Annotated in this window: 20 protein-coding genes and 2 tRNA genes; 7 read left to right on the forward strand and 15 right to left on the reverse strand. The window is 33.4% G+C overall.

Annotation, left to right across the window (positions count from 1 at the left end):
• Positions 1–435, forward strand: coding sequence for a hypothetical protein (locus ACZZZI_RS16640; protein WP_463490102.1), 435 nt, complete (start codon positions 1–3; stop codon positions 433–435).
• On the opposite strand, the gene ACZZZI_RS16645 is transcribed toward ACZZZI_RS16640, so the two are convergent.
• From ACZZZI_RS16645 to ACZZZI_RS16670, 6 genes are all read right to left on the reverse strand, one after another.
• Positions 432–2,591: an FUSC family protein gene (locus tag ACZZZI_RS16645; protein WP_344768795.1), complete on the reverse strand. Its 2,160-nt coding sequence runs from the start codon at positions 2,589–2,591 to the stop codon at positions 432–434. The genes ACZZZI_RS16640 and ACZZZI_RS16645 overlap by 4 nt on opposite strands.
• Before the next feature lie 906 nt (positions 2,592–3,497).
• Positions 3,498–3,582 (reverse strand) — tRNA-Ser (locus tag ACZZZI_RS16650).
• A 95-nt stretch (positions 3,583–3,677) separates the two neighbouring features.
• Positions 3,678–4,667 carry a YihY/virulence factor BrkB family protein gene (locus tag ACZZZI_RS16655; RefSeq protein ID WP_316760471.1) on the reverse strand — a complete coding sequence of 330 codons (990 nt, stop codon included), beginning with the start codon at positions 4,665–4,667 and terminating at the stop codon, positions 3,678–3,680.
• A gap of 7 nt (positions 4,668–4,674) precedes the next feature.
• The gene (locus tag ACZZZI_RS16660; RefSeq protein ID WP_344769038.1) at positions 4,675–5,085 is read right to left on the reverse strand and encodes an acyl-CoA thioesterase; all 411 of its coding nucleotides are present in this window, start codon (positions 5,083–5,085) and stop codon (positions 4,675–4,677) included.
• Positions 5,085–6,140: an endolytic transglycosylase MltG gene (mltG, locus tag ACZZZI_RS16665; protein WP_344769036.1), complete on the reverse strand. Its 1,056-nt coding sequence runs from the start codon at positions 6,138–6,140 to the stop codon at positions 5,085–5,087. The genes ACZZZI_RS16660 and mltG overlap by 1 nt, the downstream gene beginning before the upstream one ends.
• An 18-nt stretch (positions 6,141–6,158) precedes the next feature.
• A complete protein-coding gene (locus ACZZZI_RS16670) occupies positions 6,159–6,929 on the reverse strand; it encodes a PASTA domain-containing protein (protein ID WP_316760462.1) in 771 nt (256 codons plus the stop codon).
• A gap of 169 nt (positions 6,930–7,098) precedes the next feature.
• Here ACZZZI_RS16670 and ACZZZI_RS16675 point away from each other — a divergent pair, with 169 nt between their 5' ends.
• The 3 genes from ACZZZI_RS16675 to ACZZZI_RS16685 all read left to right on the forward strand — a co-directional run bounded on the left by ACZZZI_RS16675 (position 7,099) and on the right by ACZZZI_RS16685 (position 9,197).
• Entirely contained in the window at positions 7,099–8,085 is a 987-nt protein-coding gene (locus ACZZZI_RS16675) for a D-alanine--D-alanine ligase (protein WP_344769034.1), read from the forward strand.
• A 19-nt stretch (positions 8,086–8,104) separates the two neighbouring features.
• A complete protein-coding gene (locus tag ACZZZI_RS16680) occupies positions 8,105–8,686 on the forward strand; it encodes a Crp/Fnr family transcriptional regulator (RefSeq protein ID WP_316760457.1) in 582 nt (193 codons plus the stop codon).
• Between the two features lie 112 nt (positions 8,687–8,798).
• On the forward strand, positions 8,799–9,197 hold the full coding sequence (locus ACZZZI_RS16685; RefSeq protein WP_344769031.1) for a DUF983 domain-containing protein: 399 nt from the start codon (positions 8,799–8,801) through the stop codon (positions 9,195–9,197).
• Between the two features lie 37 nt (positions 9,198–9,234).
• On the opposite strand, the gene ACZZZI_RS16690 is transcribed toward ACZZZI_RS16685, so the two are convergent.
• The 6 genes from ACZZZI_RS16690 to ACZZZI_RS16715 form a co-directional block, all read right to left on the reverse strand.
• A complete protein-coding gene (locus tag ACZZZI_RS16690; protein ID WP_344769030.1) occupies positions 9,235–9,759 on the reverse strand; it encodes a hypothetical protein in 525 nt (174 codons plus the stop codon).
• Positions 9,760–9,906: 147 nt separating this feature from the next.
• On the reverse strand, positions 9,907–10,650 hold the full coding sequence (locus ACZZZI_RS16695; RefSeq protein ID WP_344769028.1) for a copper homeostasis protein CutC: 744 nt from the start codon (positions 10,648–10,650) through the stop codon (positions 9,907–9,909).
• Between the two features lie 2 nt (positions 10,651–10,652).
• On the reverse strand, positions 10,653–11,528 hold the full coding sequence (locus ACZZZI_RS16700) for a YegJ family protein (RefSeq protein WP_344769027.1): 876 nt from the start codon (positions 11,526–11,528) through the stop codon (positions 10,653–10,655).
• Positions 11,529–11,575: 47 nt separating this feature from the next.
• Positions 11,576–12,610 carry a N(4)-(beta-N-acetylglucosaminyl)-L-asparaginase gene (locus ACZZZI_RS16705; protein WP_316760442.1) on the reverse strand — a complete coding sequence of 345 codons (1,035 nt, stop codon included), beginning with the start codon at positions 12,608–12,610 and terminating at the stop codon, positions 11,576–11,578.
• A gap of 53 nt (positions 12,611–12,663) precedes the next feature.
• Positions 12,664–13,467 (reverse strand): nitrilase family protein, encoded by an 804-nt coding sequence (locus ACZZZI_RS16710; protein ID WP_316760440.1) that lies wholly within the window; start codon positions 13,465–13,467, stop codon positions 12,664–12,666.
• 21 nt (positions 13,468–13,488) lie between these two features.
• On the reverse strand, positions 13,489–14,634 hold the full coding sequence (locus tag ACZZZI_RS16715) for a methionine aminotransferase (protein WP_344769024.1): 1,146 nt from the start codon (positions 14,632–14,634) through the stop codon (positions 13,489–13,491).
• Positions 14,635–15,154: 520 nt separating this feature from the next.
• Here ACZZZI_RS16715 and ACZZZI_RS16720 point away from each other — a divergent pair.
• Positions 15,155–16,666 (forward strand): DUF2271 domain-containing protein, encoded by a 1,512-nt coding sequence (locus ACZZZI_RS16720; RefSeq protein WP_344769022.1) that lies wholly within the window; start codon positions 15,155–15,157, stop codon positions 16,664–16,666.
• The gene (locus tag ACZZZI_RS16725; protein ID WP_463490109.1) at positions 16,647–17,321 is read left to right on the forward strand and encodes a PepSY-associated TM helix domain-containing protein; all 675 of its coding nucleotides are present in this window, start codon (positions 16,647–16,649) and stop codon (positions 17,319–17,321) included. The genes ACZZZI_RS16720 and ACZZZI_RS16725 overlap by 20 nt, the downstream gene beginning before the upstream one ends.
• Before the next feature lie 13 nt (positions 17,322–17,334).
• Here ACZZZI_RS16725 and ACZZZI_RS16730 read toward each other — a convergent pair whose 3' ends face one another.
• From ACZZZI_RS16730 to ACZZZI_RS16740, 3 genes are all read right to left on the reverse strand, one after another.
• Complete coding sequence (locus tag ACZZZI_RS16730; protein WP_463490111.1) at positions 17,335–18,357, reverse strand: S66 peptidase family protein; 1,023 nt, start codon at positions 18,355–18,357, stop codon at positions 17,335–17,337.
• Positions 18,358–18,761: 404 nt separating this feature from the next.
• Positions 18,762–18,833, reverse strand: a tRNA-Met gene (locus tag ACZZZI_RS16735).
• Between the two features lie 7 nt (positions 18,834–18,840).
• Complete coding sequence (locus ACZZZI_RS16740; RefSeq protein WP_463490113.1) at positions 18,841–19,002, reverse strand: hypothetical protein; 162 nt, start codon at positions 19,000–19,002, stop codon at positions 18,841–18,843.
• 352 nt (positions 19,003–19,354) lie between these two features.
• On the opposite strand from ACZZZI_RS16740, the gene ACZZZI_RS16745 reads away from it, so the two are divergent.
• Entirely contained in the window at positions 19,355–20,653 is a 1,299-nt protein-coding gene (locus tag ACZZZI_RS16745; protein WP_316760422.1) for a DEAD/DEAH box helicase, read from the forward strand.
• The last annotated feature ends 80 nt before the right edge of the window (positions 20,654–20,733 follow it).

Genomic DNA, 20,733 nt, shown 5'->3' on the forward strand with positions numbered 1-20,733 from the left:
ATGAAAACATCCTTAATTATATTCTTTTTTATTGCGCTATCAAAAATGTGTTTTGCACAGCAGAAACAAAGCTTAGATTATCAATATTATCGAGATGATAATAAATATTATGCATTTGAACTTTATAAGAATGCATCTCTTTTAGATGATAAGCTGATGTTAGATTTCGTATCGAATGGTAATTACAAAAAAATTGATCGGATTTATTTGAAAGAAGGGAGTATTGAAACCAAATTGAAATTTAAATCAAGAGAAGAAATAATCAAATCAGATAATCCAGAACAAAAATTTTATCCAATAATGATTAGTTCTAAAGATTTGGAAAGCAAGAAAACAGCATGTGAAATTCAAATTGTTTTTAAACTAGATAACGGTTCTATTTTAACATTGCCCTTTAATATTTGTGCAATTTTTGAGCAATTGGATAAAAGTTAGATTTTTATTTTAACAGAAAGTTTGTATAAATCGTAGGCAACTTTTTGTATTAAATCAAATTGTTCTGGTATTAAATCTTCTCCTGATTTTATGCTAAAACCAGTTTCATTTAAACGGATTAAAGGTACATTATCAATTGTATTTTGTCCTTTATGCAAATTTTCAATTGAAGTATCAAGCAAATAAACCGTGTTGTTTGCTATTGGCTTTAGCGCTTCAAAATTTTCGACATGAAAATCGTGTTCTTTGTTATACAGCGATAAAGTTGCCATGTATGAAGATAGTAAATGACTTAGCGCAGTAAATTGATGAACTTCTTTTATAAAGATTTGCTTGCTTTTTGGTTCGGAGAACATTCTTTGAAATAGAGAAGCAAGGTTTGCTGTGCTAACGTAAACCTCTTTTCTTGCCAGTTTATAATCTGTTCGATTGTAATTGTTTTCAAAATAGAGTTTTGCAATTTGCTCGAAATACGCTTTGTTTGCCAAAAGTATATTAACCATCGCATCCTTTAGTTTATCTCGTTCCCATGTTGGAAATAACGAATAGCTCGCTAAAAGTGCAATTCCTGAGCCTATAAAAGTATCGTAAATTCTTTCTCTTGCTAGAGCTATGGAACCCATTCCCAAAAAATCAAACAAAATCAAGATGTAGGGCGTCATAAATAATACGCTTACAACATAATTTTTTCGTTGAAAACTATAACAGCCAATCATGCAGATTAAGAGGATCGCAAATAACGTATTTTTATCATGAATATAGGTTACCACACCCATACCAATAAAAGCACCAATTGTAGTGCCTATCAATCTTTGATAGTTACGCTGTTTAGTTAAACTAAATCCTGGTTTAGAAATCACCAGAATGGTTAAAAGTATCCAATAACTATGAGAAAAATTGAGAATCTGAGAAACGACATAACCTAAAAGCATAACAACAGTAACCCTTAAAGAGTGCCTAAAAGTGGATGAACTGTAGGTTAAGTTTTCTGTAAATAGATTAAAATCAAATTTTTGGCGAGTAATAAATTTTTCTGTATCAACATCAGCCTTTCTTATATCTTTACTATTGCGGAGTTTAAAATAATTATTAATCGTTTTTACTCTAGCAAGTATGTTTTCGATATTAACCTCAATATTTTTTAAAGCGATAATAGCAGAGGTGCTAAATTGGTTATTATTGTTGTTTCCTTCGAAATTATTTATTTTAATTTTTAAACGCTCAATTTCTATTAACAATCGTTTTGAAATAACAGGCTTACCACCGCTTTTTAACGCGAAAGCAATATCATCTAAAGCATAAGAAATGCGTTTTATAGCCATTTCGTAATCTGGCAATATGTTAGCAGAATCAAATTGATCGTGTAATTGCTTGTAATTGTAATAGGTAGACATTACCTGCTCAAACAAATCTACCATATCAACAAACACAAGCATTAAAAATCGGCCCTCAGGTGTCGAATCCCTAATAATTTCACGAGTTCTAAATAATAATTCTCGAACTGCATCCTGCTTTTCATGAACGGAAACCTGCAATTGCAATAAATCTGCATATGTTTTATCGTAATTGTTATTTCGATGGTAAAACTTAGCTTTCTCCCTTAAAAATTCTGCAACCTCGATAATCGAATCGCTTAACGATTGCTGCACCAATCGATAAGGGCGTAATCGGTAAACAAAATAACTTAATCCAGTGTACCATAAACTACCTGCTAAAACCATTAGCGAATGGATTAATACTTCCTGCCACGGTCTTATATCGTCGATACTCAAAACCATTATTAATAGGGTAGCGGTACCAATAGATGCCGCCCTTATTCCATATATGTAGAGCATTGAGAAGATAAAGCTGGATACAATTAACAGAAAGCCAATAAAATAATGGCTTTTGTTGGTTAATCCCGTTAATATCGAAAATATGAATATGAGCACAGCTGTAATTAGCATAGCATTTCGGCGATGTACCATTGGTCCAGGACTATCAACAACACTTACGCATAGCGCACCGAGAGATAAGGTCATTCCGTATTTAAGTAAACCGAATTGAGCAAATACTAAGGAGGGAAGCAGCACACCAATTGTAATGCGCAACCCATCAGCAAAATAGGTGCTGAGTAAAAAATCCTGAATATTTCTTATGGGTTGCTTGATCTGCATATCACAAAAATAACATATTACCTATGTTTTTGTTGAATGATTTGGATTAAGTTTTTTCATAAACTTTAAGCTTTTAAGCAGAAAACATAAATATATAATTTCACTATTTGTTATCTGTTTGTTAGTAAGTTAGTTATGTGTTTGTGTGGATAAAGTAACGCTATATTTTGTTTCAAATGCAGAAAACAATGTTTTTGGCAAATTTATATGTTAACAAGTCTGATTTTCAGGTTGATAACTTTGTTTATAAAAAGAATATATTTTTATTGACATAGATCGTTTTTCACCCTATATTAGAATATATCAAATACGGAGTAATTGAAAGTCTGAAAAGAGAATCCAAAAGAGAAACAGAACCGAAAGGGGAAGTTTTTCGGATTAACTTCATAAGAATATGGTTGTTTTTTGAGCGGTTTAAACCAATTAAGAATATAAATACAAAGTCGAGAGATTATGTATTCGAAAACCAAAAGGCTTAAACAGGCATTATTGAAAATAGTATTGTTTTACGGAACACGGCTATCGGAAATAACTTCTTAACGATTTACAAAAGTTTGCAAAAACCAAGTAAAAACGAAGAAATTCAATTTACAGAGTTATTAGATGCTTTAATGATAATTACGGTTGTTATTAAGGTTAAAACGGGGAACTGAATCGCAAGAAGAAGAACCCCGTTTTTATTTTGTTCAAATTTTTCTCCATGTTTAATATATTCAAGCTCCATTTGATTTTAAATCATCAAAATAAATAAACCTAGTGTTTAAGCTATTTAAATGGTAGGTTGAATATTTCCTCAACAAAAATCAGTTCGAATTGCTCATAAAAACGATGTAATTAATAAATGCGGCTATTTATAAACCAAAAAATCCTGCCATCTCTCGATGCAGGATTTTTTACGCTGTGAAGCGGAAAGCGAGGGATTCGAACCCCCGGACCTATGACAGTCAACAGTTTTCAAGACTGCCGCATTCGACCACTCTGCCAGCTTTCCATCGGCAAAAGTACGAATCCAGTTTAAATCTGCAAACTCCAATGTGCTTTTTTTTATATAAAGTTGATAATTGCTTAACACAGAGGGAGAAAAAATTATTTTTTTCTGATATTTTCTTCAATCCGATCTGTTTTTTTGAATAGATTGAATGTAGGGCGAATAATTTTAACACTTCGTTTACTTACATCAACACTCGCATTAAGCTCAAAACCGATTAATAAAATTAAAGAGTTTAAATAAAGCCAAATCATTACAACAATTAAAGTACCAATAGAGCCATAAACTTTATTGTAAGAACCGAAGTTGTTGATATAAAACGAAAATCCCCACATGGTTAAAAAAGCTAAAATTGTGGCCAACCAAGAACCTGCACTAAAGAGCTTCCATTTCTTTGCATGCGAAGGCCCATAACGATATAGAACAGAAATGGTAATAAAGTATAAGATAGCAAGTAAAGCCCATCTGGTTAATTGAATGGCATATACAGCCAAGCTATCTTTAATGTGTAACTCTGTTTTAATATAGTTTAATAAAATTTCGCCTAAAGCCATTGCACTAATGCAGATTATTATTGAAAAGCAAATTACCAAGGTTAATATCAAAGCAATTAAACGTTGCTTTAACCAGCTTCTTGTTTCAATAATTAAGGATGACTTATTAAATGCTTTCATTAAATTTTTAACACCATTGGTTGCAAAGAAAATAGCAGATATAAAACCAAAGGATAGTAAACGGCCATTTTGTTTTTTAATAATGTCTTTTAAGGTCGTTTCAAATGCATCAAATGCATTGTGGGGTAGTACAAGTTCCATTAAGCTTAATAACTGATCCTGGAAGCCTTTAATTGGTATGAAGGGAATTAAGGTGAAAAGGAAGATAATGCCTGGGAAAATGGCTAACATGAAGCTGTAAGCCAAGGAAGAGGATTTATTAACAAGCGAATCCTTACCGATTTCTTTAAAAAAGAAAGTTGCAACTGTATAAAGTGGTAATGGACTAAAACCTGGTAACACACAAGTTTTGCTCCATTCGATAAATTTAGAATAGAGTTTAAGATTTAATAATTGCCTGTGTAACCATTCCATTTAATTGTTAAATAAAATATTGAGTAACTCCATCCATAAAATTTTTTGGAGGATGGCAAGGTCTGCGTGTTTGCTTATCTACGAATACCAAAGTAGTTTTTCCAATATTAATCAGTTCTTCTTTTTCGTTATAAATTTCGTATTCTACATTTAAACGAACAGTAGGTAATTCTTTAACAATAGATTTCACCGTTAAAACCTGATTATAAAGTGCAGGTTTTAAAAACTTAGATTGTAATTCCAGCAATGGCAACATTACTCCATCCGATTCCATCGATTCGTATGTTATTCCTGAGCAGGCTTCAAAACACTCTGTTCTGGCAAGTTCGTAATATAATGCGTAATTAGCATGATGGACAACGCCCATTTGATCCGTTTCTGCGTAGCGAACCTTAACCTTCGTTTCGTGTATAAACATTATTTAAAAATGTTTCTTTTGTTTAAAGCCTCACGATATTTTTTCGCGTTAATTTCATGTTCTGCTTTAGTAGCGGCAAAATTGTGGTATCCCGAAAAATCTTCTTTGGCACACATATAAATAAAATCATTTTGCTGGCGATTTAAAACAGCATCAATTGCATTAATGCTCGGCATCATAATCGGTCCGGGTGGTAATCCTGCATATTTATACGTGTTGTAAAGTGATTGAACCTGAAGTAATTTATTAGTAACACGTTTAACTGTAAAATCATTATTGGCAAAAATTACGGTAGGATCGGCTTGTAATAAAATTCCCTTATTTAATCTGTTCAAATACAGTCCAGCAATTATTGGCATCTCTTTATCATAAAGAGCTTCTGCATCAACAATTGAAGCTAAAGTGTAAACTTGGGCAGGAGTAAGGTTTAAGCTAGCAGCTTTTTGTTTACGTTCTGCAGTCCAAAATTTATCATATTCTTTATGCATACGCTCCATAAATTCACTAGGCGAAACATTCCAATACATTTCATAAGTATTCGGAATAAACATTGCGTAAACATTATCTTGATTGAATCCGTATTTACTAATTAACGAAGTCGAATCTAAAACACTGATAAAACCTAAAGAATCGGCTTCTAAATTGCTGGCTAAGTAGGCCGCAAAGTTTTCTTTTTTACGAATATTTTGAAACTTTAATTTTACTGGTTCCTGGTTTCCAGCTTTAATCATATTCACTAAAGTACGGTTAGTCATTCCTTTTTTAAGGCGATAACGGCCAGGTTTCAAGCTTGTTGGTAAATTCATTTTACCAGCTGCCGTAGCAAAAGAGGATGGACTATTTAGAATATCTTTAGTCTTTAAATTTGTAATTAAATCATCGTAATTAGATCCAGTTTTGATATATAAATATTTCTGATTTTCGGTAACATTAGGAGCGAAGTAAACTTTGTAAAGATTTAATGCAAAATATCCACCAATCAGAACAATAAGAACTGCTATAATCATTGCAGCTTTTTTACCTGTACTCATTTTCTTTTTTTCTACTTCAGTCATTGTCGTAATATGCGTATTTTAAAGTTGCTTGTTGGATAATGTAATGTTAATTTTTGTACCTATCGTTACCTTTGTTAACGAATCGGCAGGCATTGGATCTTGCTTGGTAATTACCGCATTTGAACTATCTGTTATTGCGCCTTCGTAAATTATGTTACCCAAAGTTAGAGCCGAACCTTTTAAACTAAATTTTGCTTCATCAATTGTTAGGCCAACCAATTGCGGTATATCTACTTCCTGATTTCCTCTACCATCTCCCAAAACCAGGCTAATACTCGAGCCAACTGGCAGTGTCTGTCCGGCCTGGATAGGTTGACCACCAAAAGAAGCCTCTAAAACCACATCACGACTTACATCGGCTTTGTAAGTAGTATCACCAAGTTTTAATCTCGAGCTTTCAATAATTGCTTGTGCTTCTCTTAAAGTTTTAAATGCAATATCTGGAAACTTCGTGTTAGGGGTTTTGCCCGCGTTTATAGTTAAATAGATTGTACGATTATCCTTTACAAAAGTATTTGGATCGGGATCCTGATCAATTACAATACCTGCAGGCTGATCTAAAATGAAAACAGAATCAACTTCATATTTTAAGCCAGCTTCTTCTAATTTCACAACAGCATCGCTAAAAGATAGTCCTTTCACCATCGGTACATTTAACCCTTGCCCATGTTTGGTATAAAATCTTAAGCTAAAAAATGCTATTAGAAGGAGTATAAATACCGTAATAGCTGCAGCTATAATGGTATTTCTAAATGATTTGGTTTTTAAATAATCTATAAATTTAGACATGAATCTTAAAATATGGGGCTAAGTCAGTAAATTCAAATGTAATTATATTAATGTTTTAATGAACGATTGAAGTTAATCATTTGTTATTCTGTTCGTCAAAATTAAATATTGCACAAAGATATTTATATTTTTGAGGATATATTTATATTCAATTTCTATTTATATCGACATGAAAAAAACTATTGCATTGTTAACAGGCGGAACCACAGGTGAATGGGTAATTTCGGTTAAAAGCGCAGCAACAATTGCTCAAAATATTGATTCCAATTTATACGAGGTTTACAAAATAATGCTAAACGATAAGGGATGGTTTTATGAACCTGCCGATTCTGTTAAAATTGATATAGATAAAAACGACTTTTCGTTAACATTAGAAGGACGAAAAATAAAATTTGATGGAGTTTTTATTGCCATTCATGGCTCGCCAGGTGAAGATGGTAAGTTACAGGGTTATTTCGATATGTTGAGCATTCCATATACTACCTGCGATGCTTTAACTTCATCAATTACAATGAATAAGGGTTATACGAAAGCAATTGTAAGTGATATTGATAATCTATTTGTAGCCAAATCTGTTCAAATATTTAAGGATGGAAATTACAGTTTAGCACAAATCAAACAAGATTTAAAACTTCCTTATTTTGTTAAACCAAATAGCGGTGGAAGCAGTATTGGCATGAGCAAAGTTAAACACGCAAATGATTTAGACGCTGCAGTTGAAAAGGCTTTTAAAGAAGATACACAAGTTTTAATTGAAGAATTTGTAAGCGGACGGGAGTTCTCGATTGGGGTTTATAGCGCAAATGGAGCAATAACCGTTTTACCTACTACCGAAGTTATACCTTCTAACGAGTTTTTCGATTTTGAAGCTAAATACACTCCAGGTTCTACGCAGGAAATTACTCCAGGTAGTATGAGTGATGAAGAGTATCAAAGAGTTCATCAAATTATAAAAGATGTATATAAAAAACTGAATTGTAGAGGTGTTGTGCGTGTAGATTATTTCCTTGAACATGAAACTAATAAGTTTTATTTCATAGAAATAAATACCATTCCTGGCCAAACTGCTACAAGTTTTATTCCGCAACAAGTTGCTGCAATGGGTATTTCATTAAAAGAATTTTATTCAGGATTAATGAAAGAAACCTTAGGTTAGTTTTTTTATAACATTGCTAATGTATATTCAACAGCTTTTAGAGAAAGGTTATTCAGTTAAAGAATTTCCAAAGGATACGATAATCTACGAGCCAGATATGCAACCAAGATTTGTTTATTTTATTAAAAGCGGCGAGATAAGAATGGTTACCGTTAACAACGATGGTAAGGAATTTATACAAGGCGTTTTTAAAACGGGACAATATTTTGGGGAACCAGCCTTGTTAATTAATAAACCATACTTGGCTTACACAATTGCTAGTAAGAATTCTGAAATTATCCTAGTTAACAGGGTGGATTTTTTCAACCTCTTGAAAGATGATTCTGAATTTAGTATGGATTTAATTAAGGTTTTGAGTAAAAGACTTTTCTATAAATCGATGATGCTGGAAGAGCTTGCTAACGAAAAGGCCGAACACAGATTGGAAACAATAATTAGCTTTTTATTTGCTGATATTTCTACTGGCGAAAGCCTTAAAGTTACCAGACAAGATCTCGCTGATATGACTGGCTTAAGAGTGGAAACTGTAATACGTGTTGTAAAGCAACTAGCCAGCAAAGATTTATTCGTTTTAAAAAGTGGGAAGATTATTAAACGCTAAGATTTTTCTAATTAAGATAAAGCTTGAGTTCTTATCGTTTTTAAAATATGACATAGGTCATGTTTTAACGAATTTGCTTATCTTATCTTTGCACTATTAAACAATTAAAATCATGGCAGAGCTTACAAAATTTCAGGCGGTATTACAATGCAAGTGCCCACGTTGCCGTAAAGGTGATATTTTTACGGGTAGTGCTTATGCTTTTAGACTTCAAAAAACTAATATAAACTGTCCATACTGCAATTTGAAATTTGAACGCGAACCAGGCTTTTTCTATGTAGCCATGTTTGTTAGTTATGCAATGAATGTTGCCGAAATTATTACAATAGGAGTGGCTTCGTATATTTTAGGATTAGCGCTTGTTTACGAAAATCTTTGGTATTATGTTGGTTTAATTTTATTTGGCGTTTTTCTACTATCTCCAATTAATTACCGTTACTCGAGAGTAATCTTATTACATTGGTTAACACCAGGTTTGGGTTATGTTCCTGGAAGTGGAGATAAAAAATAGTTTTATAAATATGTCCCCTTTGGAGGGATATATTAGTTTATTTTTTCATAGGGTGTTGTATATATTCTGAAAGTCGAAAAACTTTTCCATCTTTTAGTTTTATATCGTTGTACAAGCTAACTGTATCACTTTTGCCATCTTTTGTGGTAGAAACCTGGCTATACCAAAGACTTACCCATTCTTCACTTTTATCTTTATTTATCACTGATTCCATATCTTGCATTTCGATTTTAAAACCACTCATTTTAGAAAATTCGCTTTGTATCTGATTAAGAAATTCGGGCTTTGTTCCTTTAAATTTATAACCATCTAAATCAAACGAAACACTATCTGCCAGAATTCTTCCCATACCTGCCGTGTCTAAATTTTCAAAGGTTTTGATTAGTGCCATTGCGGTCTGAGCGTTTTTAACATCTGAATTCATTTCCCAACTTTGCATCTTTTTAATTGTGTAAGGATACTTGGTGGTATCGGTATTTACAGAGGCAGTTGATTTCGTTTCTTTAGTTTGGCAAGAGGTAATAAATATTGCCGCAAATAATAAGAAAGATAAATTTTTCATTTTGTTTGTTTTATATGAAAGGTTAATTAAATATACTAAATATCTGAAAATTAAATATTTAAATAAATTAATTAATAATAAAAAAGGGAAATGCTAAGCATTTCCCTTTTTTATTACTTGGAGATAATTATTAGATAAAACGATTCATCATTTTATTTGATTAATAACATCAACCAATGCCTTAACTTTTTCTTCTGAAGTTAATTCATATTGATATTCATCTTCAATACTGCCCATTTTTGTTTCGGCATTGCGATAAGCCATTTTGCTTTGAATAAATATTTTGGCTGATGCATGGAAATTTGTAGCACCTGTTTTAGTTATTAGTTCTTGAATGTTATTTTGATTTATGCCCGCACCAGGCATAATAGAGATTCTTTCGTTTGCTTGTTTTACAAGCTTGGCTAAGTTTTGAGCACCACCAATTGCAGAAGAAGCTCCGCCGGAAGTAAGGATACGAACAACTCCTAAATCAATTAAATCTTCTAAAGCTTCTTCCATATCATTGCTCATGTCAAAAGCTCTATGAAATGCAACTTTCATAGGCTTGGCAAGCTCAATTAGTTCGGCAGTTCTTTCTTTATTTATAGAACCATCAGCTTTAAGTATTCCTGTAACTATTCCATCGCAATTTAATGATTTAAAGATTTTTATATCTTCTTTCATTAACTCGAACTCTATATCAGAATACAAAAAATCGCCACCACGTGGGCGAATTATTGGCCAAATTTCTATCGTTAAATTTTTCTTTGCAAATGCGATCTGACCGTAACTTGGTGTCGTTCCACCTTCGGCCAGGTTATCGCAAAATTCAACTCGTTTTGCTCCACCATTTTGTGCAGCTAAAGCCGATTCATAGCCATTTGCACAAACCTCTAAAATTCCGTTCATTATTATTCTTTATCGTTTATTGGCCCTAAAACTTTCCATCCAGTAGCTGATTTAAAAGTATTAAGCTTTTGAATTGATTTTCCTCCATCTAGAAACCAACAGATTTCGGTAATGATATAATGATTGTCGTCAATTTTTTCTCTCTCGAAAGCATTCTGTAATTCTTCAAAATTCGGAAAGCCATATTCTTCAATATTTTTAATAAACGAGAGCTCTAAAACTTCGGCTGTGCTTCGTATTGTTTCTTCATCTAATTTGGTGTTGAAGCCGGAAATCATCATTTTCGCTTCTTCATAAAAATCTTTACAAGCAATTGCAGCATCTAAATTCTTTTCATTGTAAGCTTTTTCGAGAGAAAGTATTGCACCTTCTGGTGTATCAAAATTGGTTTTGAAATGGTCAATCCCTTCGTCAATAAACAAACCAATACTATTATCGAATGCAGCTTTCTCTTTGTCGTGAACACCATCTCTAATAGCCCTAATCGTATATCCACCGATTAATTTTCCATTTTCAATGGTCATCCAGTCAGAAATTAAATTTCTATCTATGCCTATTTTCTGATTCAGTTTTACGGTATTAACATTTACAGGTTCGTTTCCAACTGTTCCGAAAAGATTTCCTTCATCATCAAAATGAGGCTCGGTTAACCAAATATGCTCGCCATTTTCACCATCAATTATGTGTACTTTAATTGAGAAATAAACCTGGTGAGGTTGAGGACTAATAAGGCTTTGTTCGAAATACCAAAGGGTTAATTTAGCTTTTTCAATTGCCCAGTTCATACGTTCATCTTCATTCGGAACGTAAACCATGTCAGGTTCACCATTGCGCTCTTCGACATTTTCTTTGCCAAAGATTTTAGATAATAATCCCATTTTTTAATTTTTAAGGTTAATAATTTGATTTGGGATGATTTTATAATTTAGTAATAACTTTTTCCGTTGATTAGTAAGTCTTGTTTTTCAGCGTTGCAAACTGCATAGCTAAACCCTTGCTGAATGGCATAAGCACCATATTCGCCTTTTTTATTTATGGCTAGAAAACCGACCTGAATATTTTTCGCAGTTTCTGGTTTTTTCTTTATTATGCGCATAACTGCTTCTTTACAAGCCGCTTCTGGCGAATAACCTTGTCGCATAAGTTCTACTACTAAAAACGAACCAACATTACGTACAACCTCTTCGCCAACGCCTGTAGATGTTGCACCACCAATTTCATTATCTATATATAAACCAGCTCCAATAATAGGACTATCGCCAATTCTGCCGTGAAGTTTATAAGCCATTCCGCTTGTGGTACAAGCCCCCGATATATTTCCTTTAACATCAATTGCTAGCATCCCAATAGTATCGTGATTGTACTGATTTCCTGGAAGTTTTTGAGGAGCAGCTTTATCGTAAAGTTTATTCTCAATATTCATTACAGGCTCATATTTAGCTGTTTTCAGCCATTCTTTCCAAGCCTTTTCACTTTCAGGGGTAAGTAAATTTTCTTTTTTAAATCCTTGTTCTAAGGCAAATTGTAATGCACCATCTCCAGCTAGCATAACGTGTGGCGTTTTTTCCATTACTTTTCGGGCAACAGATATGGGATGTTTAATGTGTTCTAATGCTAAAACTGCACCACAATCGCCATTTTCATCCATAATGCAAGCATCTAAAGTAACTTTTCCGTCTCGATCTGGTAAACCGCCATAACCAACAGATTGATTTTTTTCATCAGCTTCTGGCACCCAAACACCTTGTTCAACGGCATCTAAAGCTCTTCCACCTTTCGATAACACTTTCCATGCATCAGCATTTGCGGCAATACCAAAATCCCAGGTAGAAATTACGATTGGAAAATTTTTAGCTTTAGTAGGTTTTTCAGGAATTGCATCAGCCATGCTTGTCTTATCTATGGCTAATAAACCCGCAGAAAGGGCAGAGGCTTTTATAAATTTACGGCGGTTAAACATTTTGTAATAAGTAATTATTTGTTTGTGTAAGGGTTTGGAATTAAATTTTGCTTTTAACTAATATTAAAAGTATCGGCATCTTTTAAGAAAGGGAATTGGCGCCTAATTTTAACTAATTCTTCGTAGTTAATGGTAACCGTGTACATATCCTCATCTTCTGGTTTGTAGTAAACTGTGTTACCATATGGATCGATTACCATAGAATGGCCACCATGATAAACTTGATTTCCATCATGACCGACACGATTTACGCCAATAACATAACTTTGATTTTCTATTGCTCGGGCAGGTATCAAGGCCTTCCAATGGGCAGAACGTTTATCGGGCCAGCTTGCTACCAAAAGTAAAATATCGTATTCTTCGTTAACATTACGCAACCAAACTGGAAAACGTAAATCATAACAAACCGCCAATCTTATTTTCCAACCTTTAAGTTCAACAATTAGTTTGTCTTTACCTGGGCTGAAGTGTTTATCTTCATCTCCCATACCAAACAAATGACGTTTATCATAGTGCTCATGTTCACCATTCTGATTCATCCAAATTAAACGGTTAAAATAGTGCCCGTTTTCTTTAATAATCAAACTGCCTGTAACTACGCAATTATATTGGTGCGCTATTTTTTGCATCCATTGCATAGTTGGTCCGCCCATTTCCTCGGCGAGCGTTTCAGAGTTCATGCTAAAACCACTATTAAACATTTCTGGTAAAATGATTAAGTCTGTTTTTTCCCTAACACCCATCGATAGGCGCAAGGCTAGGTTTACAAGATTTTTTTCTATGTTTTCCCAAAAAAGATAAGCCTGAAAAATGGTTACTTTCAGGTTTTCTATTTGAGTGTAAACAGGTGCTTCCATATGTTTAGTTTTGCGGGATGATTAAACATTTTTTAATTTTTCTGCAGCCAAAGCCAGGGTTGATTTTTCTTTAGCAAAGCAGAAACGAATAATTTTATGGTCTGTTGCTTTTTGGTAAAATGCCGAAACAGGGATCGTGGCAACTCCAAACTCTTTGATTAGCCTCATGCTAAAATCTGTATCTTTTTCGTCGCTGATATCGCTGTAGCTTGCACATTGAAAGTACGAGCCGTTACAAGGTAGCAGTTTAAATCGGCTCTCAGCTAAAAGCCCCCTAAAGTAATCACGCTTTTCTTGAAAGAAAGTTCCGATTTCTGTATAATTTGCTGGTTCTTTAATGTACTCGGCAATGGCTTGTTGCATTGCACTATTAACGCTAAAAACATTAAATTGGTGTACTTTCCTAAATTCTTTCGTTAACTTCTCGGGTGCAAGGCAATAACCTAATTTCCATCCAGTAGCATGCAAAAGCTTACCAAACGATGCTACAATAAAACTTCTTTCCCTTAATTCTTGGTAAAGCATAACACTTTGATGCTTTTGTTCATCATAAATTAAATGCTCATAAACTTCATCACTCAGAATCAAAATATCGGTTCCATTTATTAATTTAATAAGCGCATTCATATCATTTTCTGATAAAATACTGCCAGTTGGATTTTGCGGAGAGTTTAAAATAATCATTCTGGTATTGGCCGTAAATAGCTTTTTAACCATATCCCAATCAATCGAATAATTCGGCGGAGCAAGTTCGTATGTTTTTACTAAACCACCTAAAAGCCTAATTGTTGGTGCGTAACTATCGTAAGCAGGTTCAAAAATTATAACTTCATCGCCGCTATTAATAATTGTAGCTAAGGCTGTAAAAATGGCTTGGGTACCACCAGCAGTAACTGTAATTTCTGTACTCGGATTATATTTTACATTGTAAAGTTTTTCTACCTTTTCGGCAATATTTTGCTGCAATAATGGCGAACCTGGCATTGGTGCATATTGGTTAAATCCATCTTTCATGGCTTTATTAACCAACTCTACAAGCTTCGGGTCGCAAGGATAATCAGGGAAACCCTGAGATAAATTAATTGCATTATATTCTGTAGCAAGCTTAGACATAACCGAGAAAATGGTTGTACTTACGCCAGGAAGTTTCGATTGTATATTTAACATGTTATAAGCGAAAATAGTAAAAAAAGCTTGAAAGATTAGCGCACTAAAAGGTTAAACCTACATTTCTACCTTATTATATAATCGTAATGTTTTTTGAAAAGCAATTACAGTAGCCAATAGGTTCCTGTTGTCCCGCCATACACTTCAATCTTTTTGCTATTGTTAGTTGGGATTATAGAAGATGTGCAACAAAAAGTATTTCCGTTTTTGTCGGGTTTAAAAAACTAAATTTGTAAACCTATCTGTGGTTACAAAAAATAGTTTGCTATAAAAACTTCTACAATCAGCAATTAAACCTTTCAAAAGAATCACAATCCAAAGTTTATAAACCCGATTGTAGTGGAAACCAAAAGCTTTTTCTGCTTTTGTTGAAACAAAAAGCGGGAGTGTAGTTTCCGATTAAATTGAGGCATAAATTTTCAAATCATATTACATGTATTATTTTTAATATAATTTGTTCACTATTCTTAATTAATCCAAATAAAATTTTTCTTTGCCTTTAAATAAAATATGTTCAAATATGAAATTTAAGCACATTGTAGCCATTTTCTTGCTGGCTATCACATTTTCAGCGTTTGTTAACCCAAAAAAAGCCACTAAAACTTTTGTATCTAATTTTGAAAATGTTTTAGGAACATCTTTAGAATTGAAATTTAAGGCTGCAAACCAAACAGATGCAGATGTTGCAGAAAACATTGCTTTGAATGAAATTGATAGATTGGATAATATTTTAAGCGCATACAAAAAGACTAGTGAATTTAGCAAATGGATGCAGAGCGGTAAGCAAACCACAAAGATTTCGAACGATTTATTTGAAGTTTTGCAACAGTTTGAAAACTACAAAGGCATTACAAATGGCGCTGTAGATGCTTCAGCAGAAGTAATTTCGAAAGTTTGGAAAAAAGCGGCAATAGAAAATATTTTGCCATCTGTTACTGAATTGCAGCATGCGGTGGCTACTGTAAAGCAAAAACATTATACTTTAAACTTTGAAAATAAAACTGTAACCCGATTGGATGACGCACCATTAGCTTTAAATTCTTTTGCTAAAAGCTACATTATTAATAAAGCAGCAGAAAAAGCATTTACTTCTGCTGGTATTGAAAATGTAGTGGTAAATATTGGTGGCGATATGGTTGTAAAAGGTAGCAATACTGAACGAATTCAAGTTGCAAATCCGAAAGCCGATGCTGAAAATGACGCCGCTTTAACGACCATACAAGTATCGAACATGGCTGTAGCCACCAGTGGAAACTACCGTAGAGGTTACAATGTAAATGGCAAATGGTATTCGCACATTGTAGATCCACGAACAGGAAACCCTGTTTCTGAAATAATTAGCGCTACTGTAATTGCCGCAAATGCAAGCGAAGCAGGTGCTTTGGCTACTTCTTTTAACGTTTTATCGGTTAATGAAATTGAAAAATTGGTAGCTGCCAGAAATGATGTTGCGTATTTACTGGTTACCAAAAATGGTGAAGAGATTAGAAGTAAAGACTGGACCAAATACGAGGTTAAAACAGAAAAACCTAAAGTTGCTTTAACTAGCAGCAAAGCGGATAAACTTTGGAACACCAAGTTCGAATTGCTTGTTAATTTAGAATTGGCAAATATAGAATCGGCGGATGGTCGCCGTACACGCCGCCCTTTTGTGGCTGTATGGGTAGAAGATGCGGCTAAAAAGCCAGTTCGTAATTTGGCTATTTGGTATAATAAACCACGTTGGTTACCCGATTTAAAATCTTGGAATCGTACAAATGGTGAAGAATTTAAAAAAGAAAATAGTGTATTAAGTTCTACAAGTTCTGCAACGCGTGGGCCAGGTAAATACAGCTTATCTTGGGATGGTAAAGATGACGCTGGAAATTTAGTAAAGGCTGGTAGTTATACGGTTTATATCGAAGTTGCCCGCGAACATGGAACTTATCAAATAATATCTAAGCAAATGAAATTTACTGGTACCGCTCAAAAATTCGAATTAACCCCAAACACAGAACTTACATCAGCATCTCTTGACTACAGAAAAAAATAATATCGTTTCTGCGCCAGCAGGTTTAGGTAAAAAACCAGTTAAAAAACAAGCTGGAAACGGTAAGGGTAAAAAGCGATTTGCAGGCTTATCCCGCTGGTTACATATTTATTTATCGATGGTAAGTTTTACCATTCTTTTATTCTTTGCCGTTTCTGGACTAACGTTAAATCACGCCGATTGGTTTACTTCAGGTAAAGAAGTAGTGACTAAAGATTCTGGAAATGTAAACATCAAATGGGTTAACCAACTTGATACAAACAAAATTAATAAATTGCAAATTGTTGAGTTTTTAAGAAGTAAACATGAAGTTAAAGGTGCTTTAAGCGATTTTAGAATAGATGATAGCGAACTAAGCTTAACCTTTAATGGTCCAGGTTATTTGGCCGATTCTTTTATTGATCGGGAAACTGGCAAATATGAATTAACAGTAACGCGTTTTGGTGCAGTTGCAGTAATTAACGATTTACATAAGGGCCGCGATTCTGGTAAAGCCTGGTCGTGGATTATTGATATTTCGGCGGTGCTGATGACCTTGGTTTCAATATCAGGCATAATCTTAATCTGTTTTATAAAAAAGAAAAGATTAAGTGGCTTTATTATCGCTGCTGTTGGAACTTTAGCTTGCTATTTAATCTGGAAGTTGTTTGTTCCTTAAATTTCTGTTTGATTTAAAGACTTTTCAGAATAGAACCTGTTTCAGTAACTTCTAAAATATGATTTACACCACATTTTAAAGCGAAATTATTGCGTTGATGGCCAACAGGGAAATCGAAAGTTACTGGGTATTTGTATTCCTTTATCTTCTCCAAAACAATATCATAAATTGTTTTGCCAAATTCTTCTCCAACATCATCTGGCTTAACTTTAAAGCCACCAATTATTAAACCTTTTAAGTTTTTTAATTTACCACTACGCTTTAAATTCCACATCATTCTATCAATACTATACAAGTATTCACCTGTATCTTCAATAAATAAAATTTTTCCCCGTGTGTCTAAATCAGAATCACTTCCAGCCAAGGTTTCGATAATACTTAAATTGCCACCAACTAAAATCCCATCGGCTTTTCCTAAACGATTGCTGGTGTTAAAAGAAGCTGTGTAATTCATCTGCTCGCCAATTAAAGCATTTTTTATAGATAGAATGGTGTCAATTTGAATCGGTTCTGCTTTGGACCAATCATCAGGAAAGCTGTTACACATTTTCGAGTGAATAGAGGATATCCCATAATTTTTAGCCAAATGGCAATGTAGAACCGTAATATCACTAAAACCGATTATCCATTTTGGATTACGTTTAAAGGCGGTAAAATCTAGCTTATCAATTATCCTAACAAACCCATAACCACCTCGGGCACACATAATGGCTTTAATGTTTGGGTCATCAAGCATTTGTTGGAAATCAGCTAAACGTTCTTCATCGGTACCTCCATAGGTGTAATCACGTTTTCCAATAGTGGCACCAATTTTTATAGTAAACCCCCAATTTTGCATTTGTAAAACCGATGGCTGAACTTGCTCTAAAGTAATATAGCCCGCAGGACTAGTTATACCAATTGTATCGCCTTGTTTTAAATAGGGCGGGATTTTGAATGATGGATTTTCATTTTCAACGGCATAAGCTAAACTTTTAAATGCAGGTAAAACCGTTGTAGCTGCAATAAATGAGGAAAGGAAATATTTTCTATTCATTAAAACTTGAAAATGTTAGGTTATAGAAGCGAATATATGATTTAAAAATTTCGCAAAAAAGAAAAGGGATTTATATCCATAAATCCCCTTTTTAAACCAAACAAATTAATCTGTAAAAGATTAGTATAATGTGAATTATATAGATAACCATGAAAGGATTAAAAAGTTTTTAGAATTTTAATTTTTTTTATTTTATTTTGTTTGATGTGTATTATAACTGGGAAATCTTAGATATTAAAATATGGATTACTAGCATTTCTACATTTCGGAGAGCATTATGATTTTCAGAAAAAGTTAAGGCTATCCATCGCGGATAGCCTTTGCTAACAACAAAACAAATATAAGATAACCAAATCTTACCTGATTGAGCAGAATCAGGATAAGTGTATATGAGAAACACTTAGCGGCCTAGTGATGGATTCGAACCAACATTTAAAAGTTTATGAAACTTCAACCTTCCAATCGGTCAACTGGCCATTTATGCTAAACTGGTTTTAACGCTAAGAAATCCTTTAATTCCTCTAACTGAAGTAAATTAATGCTACCTTCATTATCTTTATTGTTTACTTCAATTTTCTCTATTTTTAGCGGATTAGCTAAATCTGGATATTCATTTATGGTTGGATATTGAAAATAGATTGACATGATTTTAACGTTTAATTGTTTAACATACTTATTTAGTTATTGATTAATGTTGAGCAAATATATTAATTTGTATATAAAATCTATAGATTTAGTAGTTATTATTTTGATTTTCTGTTTAATTAACTGTAATTCACTTTGTTAATTTTTTAATATTTTCATTTTTGTATTAAAAGTAGCGGTTTAAGTTAGCTAAACCTGATAGAAATGATTCTGATTTTTCATCGGAAATAATGGATAGCAGGACTGAAGTATCTAAGAATTAGCGACGTTCATTTCCAAACCTTTAAATTCAATTTCTTAAAAGCTAATTATTTTGAGGATATTTGTATTTTCAAACATTAAAATTTAAGCAGTGTCTTTAGATAAATTAAAACTAAGCAAACCACTTATTGCAGCCATGACTGATGCAGGATTTTTAACTCCAAAGGAAATCCAAGCTAAAACTATGTCGCGTATTTTAGGTGGTCAGGATGTTATAGCGGTGGGACCAGAGGGTTCGGGAAAAACAACAACTTATGTTTTAGCTACTTTAATGAAGTTGAAATATGCATTTGAGGAAGCACCAAGAGCAATAATTTTAGTGCCAGATGCTGAACATGTAGATCATGTTTTGGAGCAATTTAAGCTTTTAAATCGCAACAATACCTTCCGAATTTTAGGGATTGACAGTCGTGGTGCAGTAGATACTCAAATGAACGAGATTACCGATGGTTGCGATATTATTGTTGCAGTGCCAGACCGAGCTCGTGCTTTATATTTAAAATTAGCGCTTAACACTAATAAAATTCAATTATTTATTGTTGATAATGCTGAACTGATTATAAAAAAAGGTCTTCAATTACCAGTTGTAGAATTGGCAAAGAGTGCATATAAGTCTCAACACGTTGTGTTTACTGAGGTTTTGCACGAAAAGCTTAATCACATGATTTCTCCATTTATGAAGGATTCTACAGCTACTATCGAAGTTGATGAAATTGGCGAAAAACAAGCTGAGGTTTATCAGCAAATGTTATATCAGGTGCCAAATTTTAGAACAAAACTAAACCTGTTAACCTTATTACTTAACGATGTAGAGTTTTTTGACAAAGTTGTAGTTTTCGTAAATACGCGTTTAACAGCTCAAACTGTTTATAAAAATTTTAACCATACTAACGAGGAAGAGTACAGCATTTATCGTTCATTGTTTTTTGATGATAAGGGTTACGATGACATCGAAGATTTTAAGGCAAATCCAGAAGCCAGAGTTTTAATTGTTGCCAATGAAAACTTAACCGATTTAGATATTCAAGGCATTCCTTTTATAATTCATTTAGAATTACCAGAACAAAAGGAAACTTTAATTCAACGTATTGTTAAGCATAACGATGAAGAAGTGGTTGCAATAACTTTTTCTACTGATATTGAGCTTATTGAGGTTAAAAAAATTGAACAGGCAATTGGACAACGAATGGATTTAATGGAACTGCCTGAGGATTTAAAGATTGTAGATGCTGCATCTAAACCTAAGAAAAAGAAAGGTGCTGAAGAAGAAGATACTTCTGAACGTGGTGCTGCATTTCATGAAAAGAAAGCAAGTAATTTGAAAAACTATAATTACAGCGCTGGTACAAAAGCCAAAATGACTTATAAAAATAAAAAAGGCTTATCTTAAATAAGCATTCAAATAAAAATCCGATTAGCAATAATCGGATTTTTTTGTTTTTAATTTTTCCACCTAATTTAGCCGAATAT

Source organism: Pedobacter sp. AC190, from assembly GCF_979258025.1.

Bases quoted from the DNA above. Each gene is read 5' to 3' on its own strand.
- ACZZZI_RS16640 (WP_463490102.1), top strand. From the start codon at position 1: ATGAAAACATCCTTAATTATATTCTTTTTTATTGCGCTATCAAAAATG.
- ACZZZI_RS16645 (WP_344768795.1), bottom strand. From the start codon at position 2,591: ATGCAGATCAAGCAACCCATAAGAAATATTCAGGATTTTTTACTCAGC.
- ACZZZI_RS16655 (WP_316760471.1), bottom strand. From the start codon at position 4,667: ATGGAATGGTTACACAGGCAATTATTAAATCTTAAACTCTATTCTAAA.
- ACZZZI_RS16660 (WP_344769038.1), bottom strand. From the start codon at position 5,085: ATGTTTATACACGAAACGAAGGTTAAGGTTCGCTACGCAGAAACGGAT.
- mltG (WP_344769036.1), bottom strand. From the start codon at position 6,140: ATGACTGAAGTAGAAAAAAAGAAAATGAGTACAGGTAAAAAAGCTGCA.
- ACZZZI_RS16670 (WP_316760462.1), bottom strand. From the start codon at position 6,929: ATGTCTAAATTTATAGATTATTTAAAAACCAAATCATTTAGAAATACC.
- ACZZZI_RS16675 (WP_344769034.1), top strand. From the start codon at position 7,099: ATGAAAAAAACTATTGCATTGTTAACAGGCGGAACCACAGGTGAATGG.
- ACZZZI_RS16680 (WP_316760457.1), top strand. From the start codon at position 8,105: ATGTATATTCAACAGCTTTTAGAGAAAGGTTATTCAGTTAAAGAATTT.
- ACZZZI_RS16685 (WP_344769031.1), top strand. From the start codon at position 8,799: ATGGCAGAGCTTACAAAATTTCAGGCGGTATTACAATGCAAGTGCCCA.
- ACZZZI_RS16690 (WP_344769030.1), bottom strand. From the start codon at position 9,759: ATGAAAAATTTATCTTTCTTATTATTTGCGGCAATATTTATTACCTCT.
- ACZZZI_RS16695 (WP_344769028.1), bottom strand. From the start codon at position 10,650: ATGAACGGAATTTTAGAGGTTTGTGCAAATGGCTATGAATCGGCTTTA.
- ACZZZI_RS16700 (WP_344769027.1), bottom strand. From the start codon at position 11,528: ATGGGATTATTATCTAAAATCTTTGGCAAAGAAAATGTCGAAGAGCGC.
- ACZZZI_RS16705 (WP_316760442.1), bottom strand. From the start codon at position 12,610: ATGTTTAACCGCCGTAAATTTATAAAAGCCTCTGCCCTTTCTGCGGGT.
- ACZZZI_RS16710 (WP_316760440.1), bottom strand. From the start codon at position 13,467: ATGGAAGCACCTGTTTACACTCAAATAGAAAACCTGAAAGTAACCATT.
- ACZZZI_RS16715 (WP_344769024.1), bottom strand. From the start codon at position 14,634: ATGTTAAATATACAATCGAAACTTCCTGGCGTAAGTACAACCATTTTC.
- ACZZZI_RS16720 (WP_344769022.1), top strand. From the start codon at position 15,155: ATGAAATTTAAGCACATTGTAGCCATTTTCTTGCTGGCTATCACATTT.
- ACZZZI_RS16730 (WP_463490111.1), bottom strand. From the start codon at position 18,357: ATGAATAGAAAATATTTCCTTTCCTCATTTATTGCAGCTACAACGGTT.
- ACZZZI_RS16740 (WP_463490113.1), bottom strand. From the start codon at position 19,002: ATGTCAATCTATTTTCAATATCCAACCATAAATGAATATCCAGATTTA.